This window comes from Hyphomicrobium sp. (assembly GCF_036262015.1).
In the GTDB taxonomy this organism is placed as follows: Bacteria; Pseudomonadota; Alphaproteobacteria; order Rhizobiales; family Hyphomicrobiaceae; genus Hyphomicrobium_C.
Window position 1 is genome coordinate 1 of record NZ_DATAJR010000009.1, and the last position, 15,714, is coordinate 15,714.

The 15,714-nt window shown below is 60.2% G+C and carries 12 protein-coding genes and 2 pseudogenes; 10 read left to right on the plus strand and 4 right to left on the minus strand.

Annotated elements, in window-relative coordinates; genetic code table 11:
- From VHO05_RS15585 to ccoS, 9 genes and pseudogenes are all read left to right on the plus strand, one after another.
- Positions 1 to 134, plus strand: a pseudogene (locus VHO05_RS15585) (type I methionyl aminopeptidase); the annotation flags it as partial.
- 445 nt (positions 135 to 579) lie between these two features.
- A complete protein-coding gene (gene ccoN / locus VHO05_RS15590) occupies positions 580 to 2,244 on the plus strand; it encodes a cytochrome-c oxidase, cbb3-type subunit I (protein WP_329647540.1) in 1,665 nt (554 codons plus the stop codon).
- Between the two features lie 5 nt (positions 2,245 to 2,249).
- Positions 2,250 to 2,981, plus strand: coding sequence for a cytochrome-c oxidase, cbb3-type subunit II (gene ccoO / locus VHO05_RS15595; protein WP_329647541.1), 732 nt, complete (start codon positions 2,250 to 2,252; stop codon positions 2,979 to 2,981).
- Between the two features lie 4 nt (positions 2,982 to 2,985).
- The gene (locus tag VHO05_RS15600) at positions 2,986 to 3,156 is read left to right on the plus strand and encodes a cbb3-type cytochrome c oxidase subunit 3 (protein ID WP_329647542.1); all 171 of its coding nucleotides are present in this window, start codon (positions 2,986 to 2,988) and stop codon (positions 3,154 to 3,156) included.
- Between the two features lie 3 nt (positions 3,157 to 3,159).
- Positions 3,160 to 4,041 (plus strand): cytochrome-c oxidase, cbb3-type subunit III, encoded by an 882-nt coding sequence (gene ccoP, locus VHO05_RS15605; protein WP_329647543.1) that lies wholly within the window; start codon positions 3,160 to 3,162, stop codon positions 4,039 to 4,041.
- Positions 4,038 to 4,259 carry a hypothetical protein gene (locus VHO05_RS15610; RefSeq protein WP_329647544.1) on the plus strand — a complete coding sequence of 74 codons (222 nt, stop codon included), beginning with the start codon at positions 4,038 to 4,040 and terminating at the stop codon, positions 4,257 to 4,259. The genes ccoP and VHO05_RS15610 overlap by 4 nt, the downstream gene beginning before the upstream one ends.
- Before the next feature lie 12 nt (positions 4,260 to 4,271).
- Positions 4,272 to 5,057 (plus strand): DUF2189 domain-containing protein, encoded by a 786-nt coding sequence (locus VHO05_RS15615; protein WP_329647545.1) that lies wholly within the window; start codon positions 4,272 to 4,274, stop codon positions 5,055 to 5,057.
- Positions 5,054 to 7,318 (plus strand): cation-translocating P-type ATPase, encoded by a 2,265-nt coding sequence (locus VHO05_RS15620; RefSeq protein ID WP_329647546.1) that lies wholly within the window; start codon positions 5,054 to 5,056, stop codon positions 7,316 to 7,318. The genes VHO05_RS15615 and VHO05_RS15620 overlap by 4 nt, the downstream gene beginning before the upstream one ends.
- Positions 7,315 to 7,461: pseudogene (gene ccoS, locus VHO05_RS15625) on the plus strand (cbb3-type cytochrome oxidase assembly protein CcoS); the annotation flags it as partial. The gene VHO05_RS15620 and the pseudogene ccoS, both read left to right, overlap by 4 nt.
- 423 nt (positions 7,462 to 7,884) lie before the next feature.
- On the opposite strand, the gene VHO05_RS15630 reads toward ccoS, so the two are convergent.
- Positions 7,885 to 9,450 carry a DUF3300 domain-containing protein gene (locus tag VHO05_RS15630; RefSeq protein WP_329647547.1) on the minus strand — a complete coding sequence of 522 codons (1,566 nt, stop codon included), beginning with the start codon at positions 9,448 to 9,450 and terminating at the stop codon, positions 7,885 to 7,887.
- Positions 9,451 to 10,191: 741 nt separating this feature from the next.
- Here VHO05_RS15630 and VHO05_RS15635 point away from each other — a divergent pair.
- A complete protein-coding gene (locus VHO05_RS15635) occupies positions 10,192 to 11,016 on the plus strand; it encodes a TorF family putative porin (protein ID WP_329647548.1) in 825 nt (274 codons plus the stop codon).
- Between the two features lie 9 nt (positions 11,017 to 11,025).
- On the opposite strand, the gene VHO05_RS15640 is transcribed toward VHO05_RS15635, so the two are convergent.
- Genes VHO05_RS15640 through speC form a run of 3 tightly spaced genes read right to left on the minus strand, consistent with a single transcriptional unit; the run spans position 11,026 to position 15,709 of the window.
- Positions 11,026 to 11,970: an amino acid ABC transporter substrate-binding protein gene (locus tag VHO05_RS15640; protein WP_329647549.1), complete on the minus strand. Its 945-nt coding sequence runs from the start codon at positions 11,968 to 11,970 to the stop codon at positions 11,026 to 11,028.
- A 17-nt stretch (positions 11,971 to 11,987) separates the two neighbouring features.
- Entirely contained in the window at positions 11,988 to 13,316 is a 1,329-nt protein-coding gene (potE, locus tag VHO05_RS15645; RefSeq protein ID WP_329647550.1) for a putrescine-ornithine antiporter, read from the minus strand.
- Positions 13,317 to 13,345: 29 nt separating this feature from the next.
- Positions 13,346 to 15,709, minus strand: a complete 2,364-nt coding sequence (gene speC, locus VHO05_RS15650; RefSeq protein ID WP_329647551.1) for an ornithine decarboxylase — start codon at positions 15,707 to 15,709, stop codon at positions 13,346 to 13,348.
- Positions 15,710 to 15,714 lie beyond the last annotated feature (5 nt).

Sequence of the window (15,714 nt, forward strand, 5' to 3'; positions counted from 1 at the left end):
AGTGGGCGGAAGATGGGGGCGAAAGTGGAGATTCGTGGACGCTCTTCAGTAGCCCCAGAGCGCCGACCGTGCAATACGAGCACACCGTCGTCGCGACGCGTAAAGGACCTCTCGTCGTGACCTTACCCGGGTAGCTCTCGCGCCACGGCTGCTTCTGGCCCGTCGCAGACTTGGCCGCCGAGGCAGGATCGTCCCACTAACGGACATGCTTGGCGGTCGTGGTTGCGTCCCGACGCAATTTGGCAAGTATGTCTGCTCAGTGCTGAAGAGCAGGCTTCCACACGCGCTCTCTGGCGGTCGTTATTGCCCCAAGGCGCGGGGGGAAAAGGCTCGCTCGCATATATCGCATTACGATATGGCGTGCACGGGGCTCTTAATGCGAGGCATGTCGGTCGCGCGCCAACTTGAAGCGGCCGAAAAACGGCGAAACCAGTTTGGCCGTTCGCAGCCGACACGCTGCGAACATGTTGCTGCTGAATCGACTAAGATGTATAAAAAATAAATGTTACAGGTTCGCATGCCGGCGTGCTTGCAGGTCCGTCGTATCCGTCTCTTGCGAAATTACGAGACATAAGCGCGATGATTGGAACACTGACCACCAACGAGCGCCGACTCGCCATGCTTGTCTCGATTCTGGTTGCAATGGCCGGCCTTGCGCTCGCCATAGCCGGCCGCAACGATCTGATCAGCGTACATGGGCTCATCATTCTTCTGTTTGGCCTCTCTTGCACTCTTGCCGTTGTGCGGGATTACAACCAACCGGCGCCGGACGACACACGCTTGTCGCACTACTATGACGAGCCAACGAAGGCCGGCATCGTTCTGTCGATCGCATGGGCGATCGTAGGCATGTTTTTCGGCGTCTGGGTAGCGGCGCTCCTCGCCTGGCCGGAGCTGACCTTCGTAGATTCCGCGTGGGCGAGCTTCGGACGCTTGCGGCCCGTTCACACATCCGGCGTTATCTTCGGCTTCGGTGGCAACGCGCTGATCGCCACCTCATTCCACGTGCTGCAACGCACATCGCGCGCACGTCTGCCGGATCAGTTCAGCCCCTGGTTCGTGCTGATCGGCTACAACCTCTTTTGCGTTCTGGCGGCCAGCGGCTACCTAATCGGCATTACCCAATCGAAGGAATACGCCGAACCGGAATGGTATGCCGACATCTGGCTTGTAATCGTGTGGGTCGTCTACTTCCTGATCTACATTCGCACGCTGCAGCGGCGGAAGGAGCCGCATATCTACGTCGCCAACTGGTATTACATGGCCTTCATCCTGGTCGTGGCGGTTCTGCATATCGTCAACAACTTAGCCGTACCGATCTCTTGGAGTGAAGCAAAGAGCTACTCGCTGTTCTCGGGCGTGCAAGATGCGATGGTGCAGTGGTGGTATGGCCATAACGCAGTCGCCTTCTTCCTGACGGCCGGCTTCCTCGGCATGATGTACTACTACCTGCCGAAGCGCGCCGACCGACCAATCTTCTCCTATCGGCTCTCGATCATAAGCTTCTGGGGGATCACCTTCATGTACATGTGGGCGGGCTCGCACCACCTGCATTACACGGCGTTGCCGCAATGGGTGCAGACGCTGGGCATGACTTTCTCGGTTGTACTGCTTGTGCCCTCCTGGGCATCCGCAGGCAATGCGCTTGCGACGCTCAACGGCGCCTGGCACAAGGTGCGCGACGACGCGACCCTGCGCTTCATGATGGTCGCTGCCGTCTTCTACGGGCTCTCGACCTTTGAGGGTTCGTTCATGGCTATCCGCACCGTCAACTCGCTCTCGCACTATACAGACTGGACCGTGGGGCACGTTCATGCTGGCGCACTGGGCTGGGTGGCGATGATCACTTTCGGCTCGCTCTATGCGCTCGTACCGTGGATGTGGAAGCAGGAGCGCATGTATTCCTCGCGGCTGGTCGAGGTGCACTTCTGGCTCGCACTCTCGGGTACCATCATCTACGTCTTCGCGATGTGGAACTCAGGCATCATCCAAGGCCTGATGTGGCGCACTTACAACGACAGCGGAACGCTCGCCTACTCCTTCATCGAAAGCATGGTGGCGATGCACCCGTACTACGTCGCCCGAACAGTCGGTGGCTTTCTCTTCCTGATCGGCGCAATCGTGGCGGCCTACAACGTAGCCATGACGATTCGCATGGCGCGCTCGCGCACCGTACAAGATGCGGCCGGAGCGGACGTTCCCGTTCGCCATTCTTCCAACACTGCCGTCCAGCCGGGAGAGTGATGGATATGGCACGATTTCATCGCAAACTGGAACGCAGCGCCATAGGTTTCGTGCTTGCCATCATCGGCGTATCGGCCATTGGCGGCTTCGTCGAAATCGCGCCGCTCTTCACCATTGACGAAACGGTGGAGAAGGCGCCTGACATGCGCCTCTACACACCTTTGGAACTTGCCGGGCGCAACATCTACACCCGCGAAGGCTGCTATGCCTGCCATTCGCAGATGATCCGCACGCTCCGCGATGAGGTGGAACGTTACGGCCCTTACTCGCTCGCTGTGGAATCCCAATACGATCACCCGATGCTGTGGGGATCGAAGCGTACCGGTCCCGATCTCGCTCGTGTCGGCGGAAAATACTCCGATGCCTGGCACGTCGCGCATCTGGTCAATCCGCGCGACGTGGTGCCGGAGTCGGTGATGCCGCGCTACGGATGGCTGCAGCGCAACACGCTCAGCACCGACGATCTCGGCCGGCATCTCGCTGCGCAACGGGCGCTCGGCGTGCCGTACACCCAGGACATGGTCACCAATGCGGCCTCCGATGCCGCCGGACAATCCAATCCCGATGGTACCGGAGCGTCTGGAGTCAAGCAGCGATACGGTGAAGCCACGAACATTCGCGCCTTTGACGGCAACCCAGACAGGCTCACAGAAATGGACGCGCTCGTGGCCTATCTTCAGATCCTGGGCAAGCTCACCGACGCCGCTCACCGGCAGACGGCTTCGTCGAAGGAATGAGGCCATGGGAATCGATCACGATAGTTTCGTCGCCTTCGCAAAGAGTTGGGGCCTTTTCTATCTGATCGCTCTTTCCGTTGTCGTGCTGATCTATGTGTTTTGGCCCTCGAACAGACAGCGCTTCGATCGCGCCAAGAAGAGCATTCTGGATAAAGACGACCGGCCGGGAGACTGAGAGATGGGAACCGAGAAGCGCGATCCCGTCACGGGCCAGATGACCACCGGCCACGAGTGGAACGGCATCGAGGAGCTTGATACCCCGATCCCGCGCGTAGTGCTGTTTTTCCTGGCGTTGGGCATCCTGTTTTCGATCGGCTATTGGCTGCTGATGCCGGCTTGGCCGCTCGGCACGACCTATACCAAGGGCCTGCTCGGAAACGATCAGCGACAGATCGTGACGAGGCAGGTTGACGATGCAGCGCAAGCGCGCGCCGTGTGGACAGAACGCATCGCCACAGCAAGCTTCGCGGAGATCGCGGCCAACGAAACGCTCATGCACCATGTTCGCGAGACTGGGCGCACCCTTTTTATCGATAATTGCGCAGTCTGCCACGGCACCAACGGAGCCGGCGGCCCGGGCTTTCCGAACCTTGCTGCCAGTGCGTGGCTTTGGGGCGGAGACCCGGAAGCCCTCGCCGAGACGATCCGCGTCGGTATCAACTCGTCGCATCCCGATACGCGTAGCTCGCAGATGATGGCGTTCGGTCAGACCGGCATGTTGGATCGGGACGCGATGCTCAGTGTCGCTGCCTACGTGCGGTCACTTTCGGGCCAGCACCTCGCGGAGGAAGACCAGCCGCGCATTGAGAAGGGCAAGGAGATTTTTGCAGCAAATTGCGTGGCATGCCACGGCCCGGACGGTAAAGGACTGCAGCAACTCGGCGCACCGAACCTGACCGACGCGCACTGGATCTACGGCGGCGATGTGCAGTCCGTATACACCTCCATCTACAATGGACGGCAAGGGCATATGCCGCACTGGGAGGGGCGCTTGTCGCCCGTCGATATCAAGCTGATCGCGCTCTACGTGAGTACGCTAGCGAAAGGAGGCGGGAAATGACCGCCCCAGTTGGTACGTCGCGCCCCAACGCGCCGCTCTCCAGGCAGCTCAATTGGCGGCTGATCTCGCTGCTGATAGCAGGCGGAGTGGTGGCGCTGCTAATCGCGGCCAACACGCATCTCGTCTATGTCGCGCTCGTATCGCAGCCGGATTGCGTGCCTCACGTGAAGTCTTCAGGAGAAGACGGCACGTTCCGCGCTGCCCGATCTGCGTGCTGAGGGAGAGGCCGAATGGGAACGCTCGAGAACACTGAAAGTGCGCCGCTTTCCCTCGCCCTGCAAAGGCGACGCAATCTCCCCATGACGGCGGCGCTCGGCTGGCTAGCCGCAGGTTGGCGCGACCTCTGGCACACGCCGCTGCCGAGCCTCGCCTACGGACTCCTGGTGCTTCTCATATCGATCGGCATCATCTGGGGGCTGTTCGCGTTGCAGCTCGACTACATCCTGTTTCCGGCGATAGCGGGGTTCCTGGTGGTCGGCCCGCTGGTAGCGATCGGTCTCTACCAGAAGAGCCGCGATATCGAGGAAGGACGTCCCGTCAGTCTTAAACGCATGATTTTCGTGCGCGCCGCATCGGGCGCACAGGTCTGGTACACTGGCGCGATCCTGTGCCTTCTCATGCTGGTCTGGATGCGCGCAGCTGTCATCATCTACGCCCTGTTCTTCGGGCTGCGGCCGTTCCCGGGCCTGGACCATATCGTCCAGATGCTCGTCAGCACACCCGAAGGCTGGGGCATGCTGCTCGTCGGCACGGCGGTCGGCGGCCTGTTCGCAGCTTTCTCATTCGCCATTAGCACCTTCGCTATCCCCATGTTGCTAGCCGAGGAGACCGACGCCTTCACCGCGATGGGAACCAGCATCTCGCTCGTCTGGAACAACCTGTCGGTAATGCTAGCTTGGGGCGCGATCGTTCTTGCGCTTTTTCTGATCTGCTTCGCCACGGCGCTGCTCGGCCTTGTCGTCATCTTTCCGCTCCTCGGGCACGCGACCTGGCACAGCTACCGGGCGATCCGATGAACGACTGCTCATCGCCTCTGGCCCCGCTCGATACGAATGCCGTGCGCTCAGGCGCTCGCGAGGAAATCCGGATCGCAAGCCGGGATCTCGGCGAGGGGCGTCATCAGACCGAGCTGTCCGTGCCGGGCGTGCATTGCGCGGGTTGCATCCGGACCGTCGAAAACGGGCTCGCGAAGCTTCCGGGCGTCGAGCATGTACGCGTCAATCTGTCGACAAAGCGCGCCAGCGTGACGTGGCGCGGGGACATTCCCCCAGACCTCCTGGCAGCCCTCCATAATCTCGGATTTCCCGGCCACCTGACTGAGCCGGACGAGAATCACAAAGATCCGGAATTCGACCGGCTTATCCGGGCGCTCGCAGTTGCTGGCTTCTCGGCCATGAACATCATGCTGCTCTCGGTCTCTGTCTGGTCGGGGGCCGATGCGGCAACGCGGCAAGCATTTCACTGGATCTCGGCGGCGCTGGCGTTGCCCTGCCTGCTCTATTCGGGGCGCATCTTCTTCGCCTCCGCTTGGTCCGCATTGCGGCGCGGGCGCACCAATATGGACGTTCCGATCTCGATCGGTGTGTGTCTGACTTTCGCCCTTAGCCTCTACGACACCATCCAGAACGGCCCGCATGCCTATTTCGACGCCGCGACCTCCCTCATCTTCTTTCTCCTGATCGGCCGCACGCTCGATCATGTCATGCGCGAGAAGGCACGCACGGCCGTGCGCGGTCTTATGCGCCTTGCGCCGCGCGGCGCAACGGTGCTTCGCGAGGACGGGAGCCGCGAGCACCTGAGGATCGCGGACATCGCGCACGGCATGCGCATCGCGCTGGCGGTGGGTGATCGCATTCCCGTCGACGGACTCGTCGCAGAGGGAATCTCGGATCTCGACTGCGCCATCGTGACAGGCGAGAGCGCGCCAAAGCGCGTTTGCCCGGGAGATGCCGTGCAGGCGGGCACGCTCAACCTGACCGGGCCGCTAACAATCACCGCCTCGGCGCGCGCCGAAGGCTCGTTCCTTGCCGAGATGGTGCGCCTGATGGAGGCGGCCGAGGCAGGACGGGCGCGCTACCGGCGGCTCGCAGACCGGGCGGCCTCGCTTTATTCGCCGGTTGTCCACGCTACGGCTTTTCTCACCATGACCGGTTGGCTGCTGGCGACGGGCGACTGGCACCTCGCCATCTCCATCGCCATCGCCGTTCTGATCATCACCTGCCCCTGCGCCCTCGGCCTCGCCGTGCCAATAGTTCAAGTGATGGCCGCGCGCCGCCTGTTCGAAAACGGTGTGATGGTCAAAGATGGCTCGGCGATCGAGCGAATGGGCGAGATCGACACAGTGGTGTTCGACAAGACCGGCACCCTCACGCTCGGACGGCCTCGTTTGGCAAACAAGGCCGCCATCCGCTCACAGGACCTCGCCATCGCCGCCCGTATCGCCCAACACTCAAGCCATCCGTTTGCGCGTGCGATCGTCGCGGAAAGAGCTGTGCAGAATGCGACCGACCCTGTCGTTTCCGATGTGGTCGAGCAACCGGGCCTCGGCATTTCTGCGAAGAGCGGCGATAGCGACTATCGGCTCGGCCGCTCTGAATGGGCACTCGATGCAGGTGCCTCAGAAGGCGGCACCGTCCTCAGCCGTGACGGCCGACTCGTTGCCCGCTTCGCATTCGAGGACGCGCTGCGCCCGGAGGCTTGCCACGCTGTCGATACGTTGCGCGCAGCCGGTTTGCGCGTTGCAATTCTATCTGGCGATGCCCCGGACGCGGTTTCCGACGTGGCGCGGACGCTCGGCATCGATAACTCTGCGGCGCGACTTCTGCCAGCGGACAAGGTTGCGCGGCTCGAGAGCATCGCAGCAGGCGGACACCAGGCGTTAATGGTAGGCGACGGCATCAACGATACGCCGGCGCTCGCCGCAGCACACGTCTCTATGGCGCCCGCCACCGCCGCCGACATCGGACGCAACACGGCGGATTTTGTTTTCTTGCGCGAGAGCCTGTATGCGGTGCCAACGACGCTCATCGTCTCGCGCAACGCGGGCCGCCTGGTGCGGCAGAATTTTGGGCTAGCAGTCGCCTATAACGCCGTTGCACTGCCCGTCGCCATCGCCGGCTACGTCACGCCGCTCATTGCGGCGCTCGCCATGTCGCTCTCTTCCCTGCTGGTCGTCGCCAATGCCTTGCGCCTCAAATCCGGACGCGCGTCCGGTCCGGCGACAGTCCCGGCGGACCGGGAAGCCGCGCGGGAGACCGTGTTGGAGCCCATCGCATGAGCAGCCTCGTCTTCCTCGTTCCCTTGGCGCTTCTTCTCGGCGGCGCAGCGCTTGCTGCCTTTCTCTGGTCCCTCAGCAGCGGGCAATACGACGATCTCGACGGCGCGGCCGAACGCATCCTTCTCGACGAGAACAGCGATCGGGCGGGCGCCCGCCCGCAGGAAGACGTGGCATCGGAAGCTGCCGGTACCTCAGACGATATCGGTGATGCCCCTTCCCGGCGCGGCCAGTACCGCCAGATTGATCCCTTCCACGCCTCTTCTGCTCTGTGACCCAACGCCGCCGTGCACGGATCGACCGCAAGGTCCCAGAAGCCGACATGGCGCCCTGGTTCACCTCCGGACCTTATCCGGCATAGCTAACGCCCGCATTTGGGCGAGTACCGGCCCTTGATGGAGGAGGGCTGAAGTCCCCTACGATCTCGGGCAGTACAGGCGAGGTAACATGATTTTCGGGCGAGCGCTCGACCGGGTTCAAGACGGAACTGGGCGGTGCTAGTGCTCTCTCTTGCAACTCGAAACTCACGACTTCTGGATCCTCACGGGATCAGCAGGCCGCCCACAACACTACTGAGGATTGAGCTTCGGTATTCGAGCGCCCAATTCGAGCCAGTGGTCATAGGTTTGGAAAGGTAAACCGATCTTCTCGTAATCAACTCTTAGGTAGCCTTCGCCATCACGTGAGACAGCTTGCGGCATGACCTTCAACGCCTCCTGGGCCATCACGCCGACGTACAGTTTATTGCTGCCATTGTAGGCGAAGCGGTAAAGACCCATTCCGTTGGACAATCGGCCGAGCAGAATGATGTCGTGCTTGGCCGCGACATCGGACCGGCGACCACCGCCCCGACCACCACCCCTGCCGCCGCCACGGAATCCACCGCCCCTTCCACCGCTGAACTGTCGACCACCTCTATTCATCGCCACGCGGCTGGAACGTCCGCGCTGAGCTGCCCGTCGCACATCGGCGCCGCGTTTCACATTAAGCGCTGCCGGAGAGGGCCGATTGGCCTTTGCCCGGCTGGCGTTGCGGGTGACCTTCTGTCCGCCGCCTTTGCGACGGTCGCCGGCTTTGTCTTTGATCTTTCCTCCGGCCTTATCCTTGATCTTTTGCCCAGCACCGCTCTCACTGAGCTTATTCTTTATCGCGTCGCGGTTCTTGTCACCGATCTTGTCCTTAATCTGAGAGTGGTCGGTATTTTTCAATCGCGCTTCGACCTTCGAACGGTCGATGTTGCCGTCGCGACCTCGGAAATCCTTGTTGCCGAGTTGGCGGTCGGCACCCTTGAACTTCTGGCGTACATCCTTGTTCTTGTACGGCACGGCGCCGCGCCGGTCAGGACGATGCTGCCAGTTCGCGTTTGAAATCCTGTTGCGGTCGCGGTCGATCTTGTTCCATTTGTCGACATCGATATTGATGTTGCGGCGGCCCCAATCGCAGTGGTTCCAGCCCCAGATGCCTGCCGCGATCGCGACACCGCGACCCCACCACCATCCGCCGACGTAGTCGGCTCCGGCGTAGTCCCAATAGTAGGGAGGGTAGTCGTCGTACCACCAATCGCCGTAGACAACGGAGGGTTGGTAGTGCGGAACGTAGACAACGTCGGACTCCGTGGGCTCAATGACGTAAACAGAGCTCCCGCCCTCGCTGCTCGGTTCCTTTTTCACCGTCTGCTGTTTGTTGCTTTTTAGATTTCCGGCCTGGTCGGCCTTTTGGCGCAGGAATTGGATCTGATCCATCACCTCGTCCTGCTGCGCGAGGAATGCGTCGCCAAGCTTTTGAGTCCAATCGAGCTTGTCGCTCATGTTTTTCAGAACACTCGGGAACTGAACCAACGCCTTGATGCTGGGATCCCATTCCTTGCTTTCAACGGCCTTCGCTAAGGCATCGCCCTTCAGCTTGGCGTTCGCCGGCTCCTTCACCCATCGCTCGGCTTGGACGATGTCGAGCGGATAGGTCGCCGCCATCAGAATGTTGGTGAGAAGGTCGTCGGGATAGAGAGCGATGGGCGCCAGGAGCTGATCCAGCTCCTTCTTGCTCAGCTTGTCGTCCTGAGCCGCTGCCGATGTCACCAGCAGGGGTGCAATCAGAAGAAGAGTGAAAGCCAGGCTTGCGATCCGACGCAATATCATGACAGGGCTCCTCGCCAGAGCGATAGTCCCCCCGTCCCCTCTGCAGTAGTCCCCGTTGTCTTGGCGAGATCCCGCATGCGCGGGCCTTCGCCACCGAGCCGTGTCAGATCATCTCCGACCGTTGAACCGCTCTACGACCAGCCCAAACACAACCAGCGCCGCCAAGCCTATCACCGTCCAAATAACGAACAAGTGCACGTTTTTGAGCCGACAGTCGGCCGGGGCTGAAACGAGCCAACACAGGCTCGATTCAACGAATAAGGTAATCCGCCCGGCGAACACTCCCCACGACACAACGAGCAACACCAGAAGCAATGCTCCGATCGCCGCTAGGACAATTGACTTGATCGACATGACAGGACCCGCTGACCAGTTCTGATCAATGTCCCATTCGGGCGGCGGCGAGTGATCTCGCTTCCGTCATTCGCGCATCCGCCGCAATCGACGGAGTGCAATTGTACGCCCGATTTCCGCGCCCACGCAAAAAAACATGCCATTCAAGCGTCGTGAAAGAGGCTTTTGCTAATGAGCGTGATTAATCCCGGAATTCGGAAGGCTCTATAAAGAAGTGTTGTCACGGATGTTTTGAGAGGGCCTGGAAGTGTCTTTTGAACATCGCGGACTTGCAAAGCGCCATTTTCGCTTGGCAAGGCTGGAACGGAAAAATCTTCAAAGTTAGTATCTCAAAAATTGGGATCGATTCGTTTTGTCGAGCGTGCGTCACGCTAATTGGGGACGCCCATGCGAAACTTTCCAAAAACATCAAAGCGTTCGACTGCGCTTTTGCGTGTGGCCATCATGGCCGTGGCTCTTAACTGGTCCGCGGGCGCAGCGGCCAAGGACGAGACGATTGAGCCCGAACCTAGACCGGCACCGTCTGCAACGCCTTCAAAGTTCAATTTCGCCTACGGTCTGTCCTTTACGACGGACTATGTATCGCGCGGCATTACCCAGACGGGAAGCGACCCCGCTGTCCAAGGATACATTGAACCGAGCTACGGCGACTTTTATGCAAACCTTTGGTCCTCTAACGTGGACTTCGGCGGCGGCTTCGACGGCGCGGAGATCGATGTTGCGGCGGGATACCGACCTGAAATTGGGAAGCTTTCGCTCAACGTCGGGTGGGTCCACTATTTTTACGCACCCAAAGACACCAGCCCGGCTTACGGAGAAATCTTCACCAAGGCGGATTACAAACTCAACGACAAGATCACACTCGCGGGCCGCATGTTCTTTGCGCCTGATTTCAGCCAGACGGGCCACACCGCGACCTTTATCGCTGGTGGCGCCAAGGTGCAGCTCGGGCATGGCTTCGCCGCCTACGGCGGCATTGGCTACCAGTTCTTTGAGGACGATGCGGCCTTTGAAGATCTCGCCTGGACAGCTGGGCTTTCCTACAATTGGAAAGTCGTGACGCTCGATGTCCGCTACTGGGAGACCGACTTGGCCGACAACGAGTGCGTCGTCCGGAGCGGGTTTGCGGATGGTTGTGACGCGCGGGTCGTTGGAACGATTTCCTTCGATCTCACGCGCGATTCACTCAGCGAGCTGTTTGGCCGGCATTAGTGCCGCGTTCTATTGCGGCAGAGCCGTTTGGTCGACGAATCTCTCGACATTGGGGGCAAAGACGCCGAACCATTTCGAGGCTAGGTCGCGGAATTCTTTCGTCGGATAGAACTCGCTGAGGGCCCGGTCGACGGTCAGCCGAAAATCTTCGTCTCCACGTTCAAGCGATAGGGCGATCGGCTCGTTCGTGAACCGGCGATCGATGACGGTCAGGCTCCCCGACGAGCTATTTTGCAGTGCGGCTGTAAGGAGGACTGGCAGATCGGCGAAGAAGACATCAGCTTTGGCGTCGAGAACGCTCTTCACACCGACCTCATGGCTGTCGACGGGAAGCACCTTCGCGGTGAGCTGGAATGTGTTGATCCGTTCCTCTAGCCATTTCTCACTTCGAGTTCCTTTGACGACCGCGAATGTCTTCTCACCCAAAACCGTCCGCGCCGGGTAGCCACGCCAGATCGGCTGAGACGGTGGCTGGCCGTAGGTCAAGATCGTTCGCAACGAGAGCGGCGCGTCGGCTCGGAGGAGGGCTCCGATCCCACTCGAGAAGATGGGGAGCGAGAAACCCACGGCTGTTCGCCTCGCCAACGTGACGCTGTCGGCTCCGCAGAGAAGATCGACCTTCTTCTCCTGCATCGTGCGGAGGCGGTCACCGAGTTCGACTGGAACCCATTCTACCACAAGATCAGCCTTTCCAAGCTCCCGCTTTACTTGCTCAACGACCCTTTCGCAGAGTGCAACGGAATAGCCCGTAGGCTTGCCGGACTCGTCCGCGAACGAGAATGGCTGGGCGTCGGTTTCATATCCGAGTGTGATCTTTCCAGCATCACGGATTCTGTCCAATGTCGCGCCGAGGGTTGCCGTCGATGCAGCCGACGAGAGGGCGCCGAAGACTGCGACGAGGGCCGCCATCCGGATAAGATACCCGCTGATCTGGGGCGCTGCTTTCTGATGCATTGTTTGTCTCCTCTCGCTCAGGCCGTAGCGAGGCGCGGGGTGCTTGAGGTGAAGCGGGGTGCTAAGAAGCCCCAGAGCACGAAGCCGATTCCAGTGGCGATCATTCCTCCGAATACCGCGTCCTTTCCGGAAGCGTAGATCGCAAACAGGCTGTACAGCATCGCGACCAGGGCTATCGCCACATTCACCCGATATTTGTTATCCGGAACGCCGGCCGACTGCATCATGACCATTAACGCCGACAAGGCGATGATGTAGGGAATGACGTTGGTCACGACCGCAAGGTTGACCAGGGCTTGGAACTGCTCGTTCAAGGTCGGCGAGATCGTAGAGAGCGCCAGCAGCGTCTGGACGAGCCCGAGAACGATCATTCCCGTAATCGGCGCGCCCATGCTGTTTACCTTCGAGAACAGTGTGGGGAACATCCGTTCATCGGCCGCTGTCTTCGCGGTTTGTGCAATCGTGAACTGCCAGCCTAGCAGAGACCCCAAGCAGGCCATGACAGCCAGCGCCATGATGATCGAGCCGGCCCACGGGCCGAACATTTGCGCATAGGCAAGGCCGAAGGGTCCAGTCGACTTGGCGAGTTCGGCATTCGGAACGATGCCTTGGATCACAGTCGTCGACAGGATGTAGATGGCAGCGGCGCCGAGCGTCCCGAACATGCAGGCAAGCGGAACGTTTCGCTTCGGATCCTCGACGGCGGACGAATTCTGTGCAGCCGATTCCATGCCTAGGAAGGCCCAGAGGGTCAGCGCGATGCTGGAACCCATGCCTTGCAGCAGGGTCATTCCATGGGGATTCCACGCTTCGGCAAACGTCTTCGGGCTGAACCAGAACCATCCGAAGATCGAAAGCAGACCGACCGGAATAATGACACCCCAGACGGTGACCGAGCCGATGCGTCCCGTGACCTCGGCTCCGCCGAAGTTGGCTGTGGTGGTGAGCCAAAGCAACGCGATCACGCCGATGCACGTCGCAATCGGCGTGGATGACACCCAAGGGATGAAGGCTGCGAGATAACCGACGGCCGAGATCGCAATCGCAACGTTGCCGATCGCGAGGGAGAGGAAGTAGAGGAAGAATACCAGGAAGTATCCGGATTTCCCGTAGGCATCCTCGGCATAGGCAGACATGCCGCCCGGTCGATCATTGAAGAGTCCGGCCTGTGCAAATCCGTAGGCGATTGCCATGGATCCGACAGCGGTCACCAACCAGGACAGCAGCGATATCGCGCCAACCTGCGCCATGTTGGCTGGCAACATGATGATTCCAGAGCCCATCATGTTCACCGCAACAATGAAGGTGAGCTGGATCAGCGTCATCTTCTTGGGCTGGGGTTCCATGGCCTTGTCCTCAAGTTGCTCGTTACTGCCTATTCGCGAACGACGTACGTGTGGAACTTGATGTGACCGTCAACGCGCTCCTGGAACACGCCCTGCACCTCGTAGTTGAAGCCGGGGAAGCGGTTGAACGACTCTTGAAACGTGAGAAAATAATCCATCATCGGCTGGGCGCGCTCGTCCCACCGCTCGCCGGGAACGACGACCCCGATACCGGGCGGATAGATGAGCGCGAGCGTTGCTGAGATGCGGTTCTTGGCCTGCTCCAGCGGCACATAATCGACCTCGTTCGCCACCAGTGCCGCGTAGGCATCCTTGGGAGACATGGCAAGCTCGGGGAAGCTTGACGCTCTGAAGCAGAGCTTCTGCAGGTTCTTGACGTTGGCCTCCCGGTAGAAGCCATGCATCTCATTGCAGATCTGCCGCAGCGTGTAGCCGGCGTAGCGCGCGCTGTTGGCCGCGTAGACCGTAGGAAGTGCCTCTGCAACGGGCGCGTCGCGATCCCAAAGGTTCTTGAACTTGACGAGCTTGGCGATGAGCGTGTTGAGCTTGCTTTCGTCCTCGGCCGGGGTGAGCAAGAAGAGGACGCTGTTTAGGTCGCACTTCTCGGGCACAACGCGTTGTTCGCGGAGGTAGTTGGCGACGACCGTCGCCGGTACGCCGAAGGGCAGGTATTCGCCGGTCTTGCGGTCGATGCCCGGCGTTAGCAGAACGAGCTTGTTGGGATCGACCATGGCATAGCCATCCGAGTATCCCGCGTATCCATGCCAGTTGCTCTTGGGATTGAAGTTCCAGCACTGCTGTTCGTACTTGATGACGTCGGTTGGGACTTTCTCCCAAGGGACGTTCTTCGCATCCTTGGTGAATTTCGAGCCGCTGATGTCCACTACGTCCGGCACGAACGGATCGAAGAACCACTGCTCTTCCGCAGTTTTGCCGGTACGCTGGTAGTAGTGGCAAAACTCGCGAAATTTCTTGCGCGCCTCGATGCCAAGTTCGATGCAGCGATCCCACAGCATCTCGCCGGCCTTCCCCTCGTGGACCTTTGCGTTGACGTCCAGCGAGGCGAAGAGGGGATAGAAGGGAGACGTGGAAGCGTTCATGAGAAACGACTCATTGAAACGCTTGTGCTCGACGTAGCGCTTCTGTCCTCGAATATGCTCGTCGCGCTTGTGGATTTGTGACGCTTGCGAGAAGCCGGCGCCCTGCTTGTGAACGGATTGCGTGGAGAACAGGCCCGGCGCGTCAGGTTTCAAAGATGTCAGCCGCATCGGGCTGTGCCCCTCGAAGAGAGGGTGAAACGCGTTGTAACCAATCCACGCCTCGTCCCAGAGGACATAGTCACAAAGCTTGCCGATCTTCTCGAGAACCTTGCCGACGTTGTAGATTGTGCCATCGTAGGTGGCGAGCTGGATGCACGCCAACCGGAACGGCCGTTCCGCCTTGTGCCGATCTTTGTCCTTCACGAGGGGATTGGTGCGGATGCGCTCTCTCAGATAGGCTTCGTCCCACGCATCCCAGTCGACTGCGCCGATCATACCAAACGGATTGCGCGCTGTAGGGAGGAAGATCGGAATTGCGCCGGCCTGAACGAGCGCGCCCTGATGCAGCGACTTGTGATTATTCCGGTCAAAAAGCACGAGATCGCCCGCACGTAGTACGGCGTTCGTTACGATCTTGTTGGAGCTACTCGTGCCGTTCAGCACGAAATAGGTGCGATCGGCACCGAACACCTGCGCCGCGTACCGTTGCGCGTCGACTGCGGGACCCTCATGAATCAAGAGGTCGCCCAGGTCGACGTCGGCATTGCAGAGGTCGTTGCGGAAAATGTTCTCGCCGAAGTGCTTGAAGAAGAGCTGGCCGGCTGGAGACTTTCGGTAGAACTGGCCACCCTGGTGGCCGGGACAGGCGAAGTCGATGTTGGCCTCACCATCGTACGCCATGAGCCCCCCGAAGAACGGGGGGAGCAACGTCTTCCCGTATTTGACGAGGCTTGCGATCACCTGCTTGGCGTAAAAGGCCGGTGTCTGCTGGCCCAGATAGATGTAGCCATCGACCTCGCCGGTGAGATCGAGCACGGCCATGTCCGAGATGCGATGAGAATCCGCCAAGCCCCAAAGCGGGGTACGAAAGCCGATGGAGCGGACCGAACGGCCGAGGTTGCGGGCGGAATTCAGACGCTCGCCGTCGACTAACGCAATGTAGGCGCCAACCTCGGCATCCTCCGACACGTCCCGGTCGTAGTCGTTCGAGGTTTCGACCTCGAAGCCTTCCTCCGTGATGTGGGCGATGAGCTGCCTGATCTGCGGATCATCATGGTCAACGATCGCGACGACCTTTAGGAGCTTGTGGAATGGGATGGCGATCGTAGGAGATTTGACATCGCGCGGGATCATGGCGT

Bases quoted from the DNA above. Each gene is read 5' to 3' on its own strand.
- VHO05_RS15610 (WP_329647544.1), top strand. From the start codon at position 4,038: ATGACCGCCCCAGTTGGTACGTCGCGCCCCAACGCGCCGCTCTCCAGG.
- ccoO (WP_329647541.1), top strand. From the start codon at position 2,250: ATGGCACGATTTCATCGCAAACTGGAACGCAGCGCCATAGGTTTCGTG.
- ccoP (WP_329647543.1), top strand. From the start codon at position 3,160: ATGGGAACCGAGAAGCGCGATCCCGTCACGGGCCAGATGACCACCGGC.
- potE (WP_329647550.1), bottom strand. From the start codon at position 13,316: ATGGAACCCCAGCCCAAGAAGATGACGCTGATCCAGCTCACCTTCATT.
- speC (WP_329647551.1), bottom strand. From the start codon at position 15,709: ATGATCCCGCGCGATGTCAAATCTCCTACGATCGCCATCCCATTCCAC.
- VHO05_RS15640 (WP_329647549.1), bottom strand. From the start codon at position 11,970: ATGCATCAGAAAGCAGCGCCCCAGATCAGCGGGTATCTTATCCGGATG.
- VHO05_RS15600 (WP_329647542.1), top strand. From the start codon at position 2,986: ATGGGAATCGATCACGATAGTTTCGTCGCCTTCGCAAAGAGTTGGGGC.
- VHO05_RS15615 (WP_329647545.1), top strand. From the start codon at position 4,272: ATGGGAACGCTCGAGAACACTGAAAGTGCGCCGCTTTCCCTCGCCCTG.
- VHO05_RS15620 (WP_329647546.1), top strand. From the start codon at position 5,054: ATGAACGACTGCTCATCGCCTCTGGCCCCGCTCGATACGAATGCCGTG.
- VHO05_RS15630 (WP_329647547.1), bottom strand. From the start codon at position 9,450: ATGATATTGCGTCGGATCGCAAGCCTGGCTTTCACTCTTCTTCTGATT.
- ccoN (WP_329647540.1), top strand. From the start codon at position 580: ATGATTGGAACACTGACCACCAACGAGCGCCGACTCGCCATGCTTGTC.
- VHO05_RS15635 (WP_329647548.1), top strand. From the start codon at position 10,192: ATGCGAAACTTTCCAAAAACATCAAAGCGTTCGACTGCGCTTTTGCGT.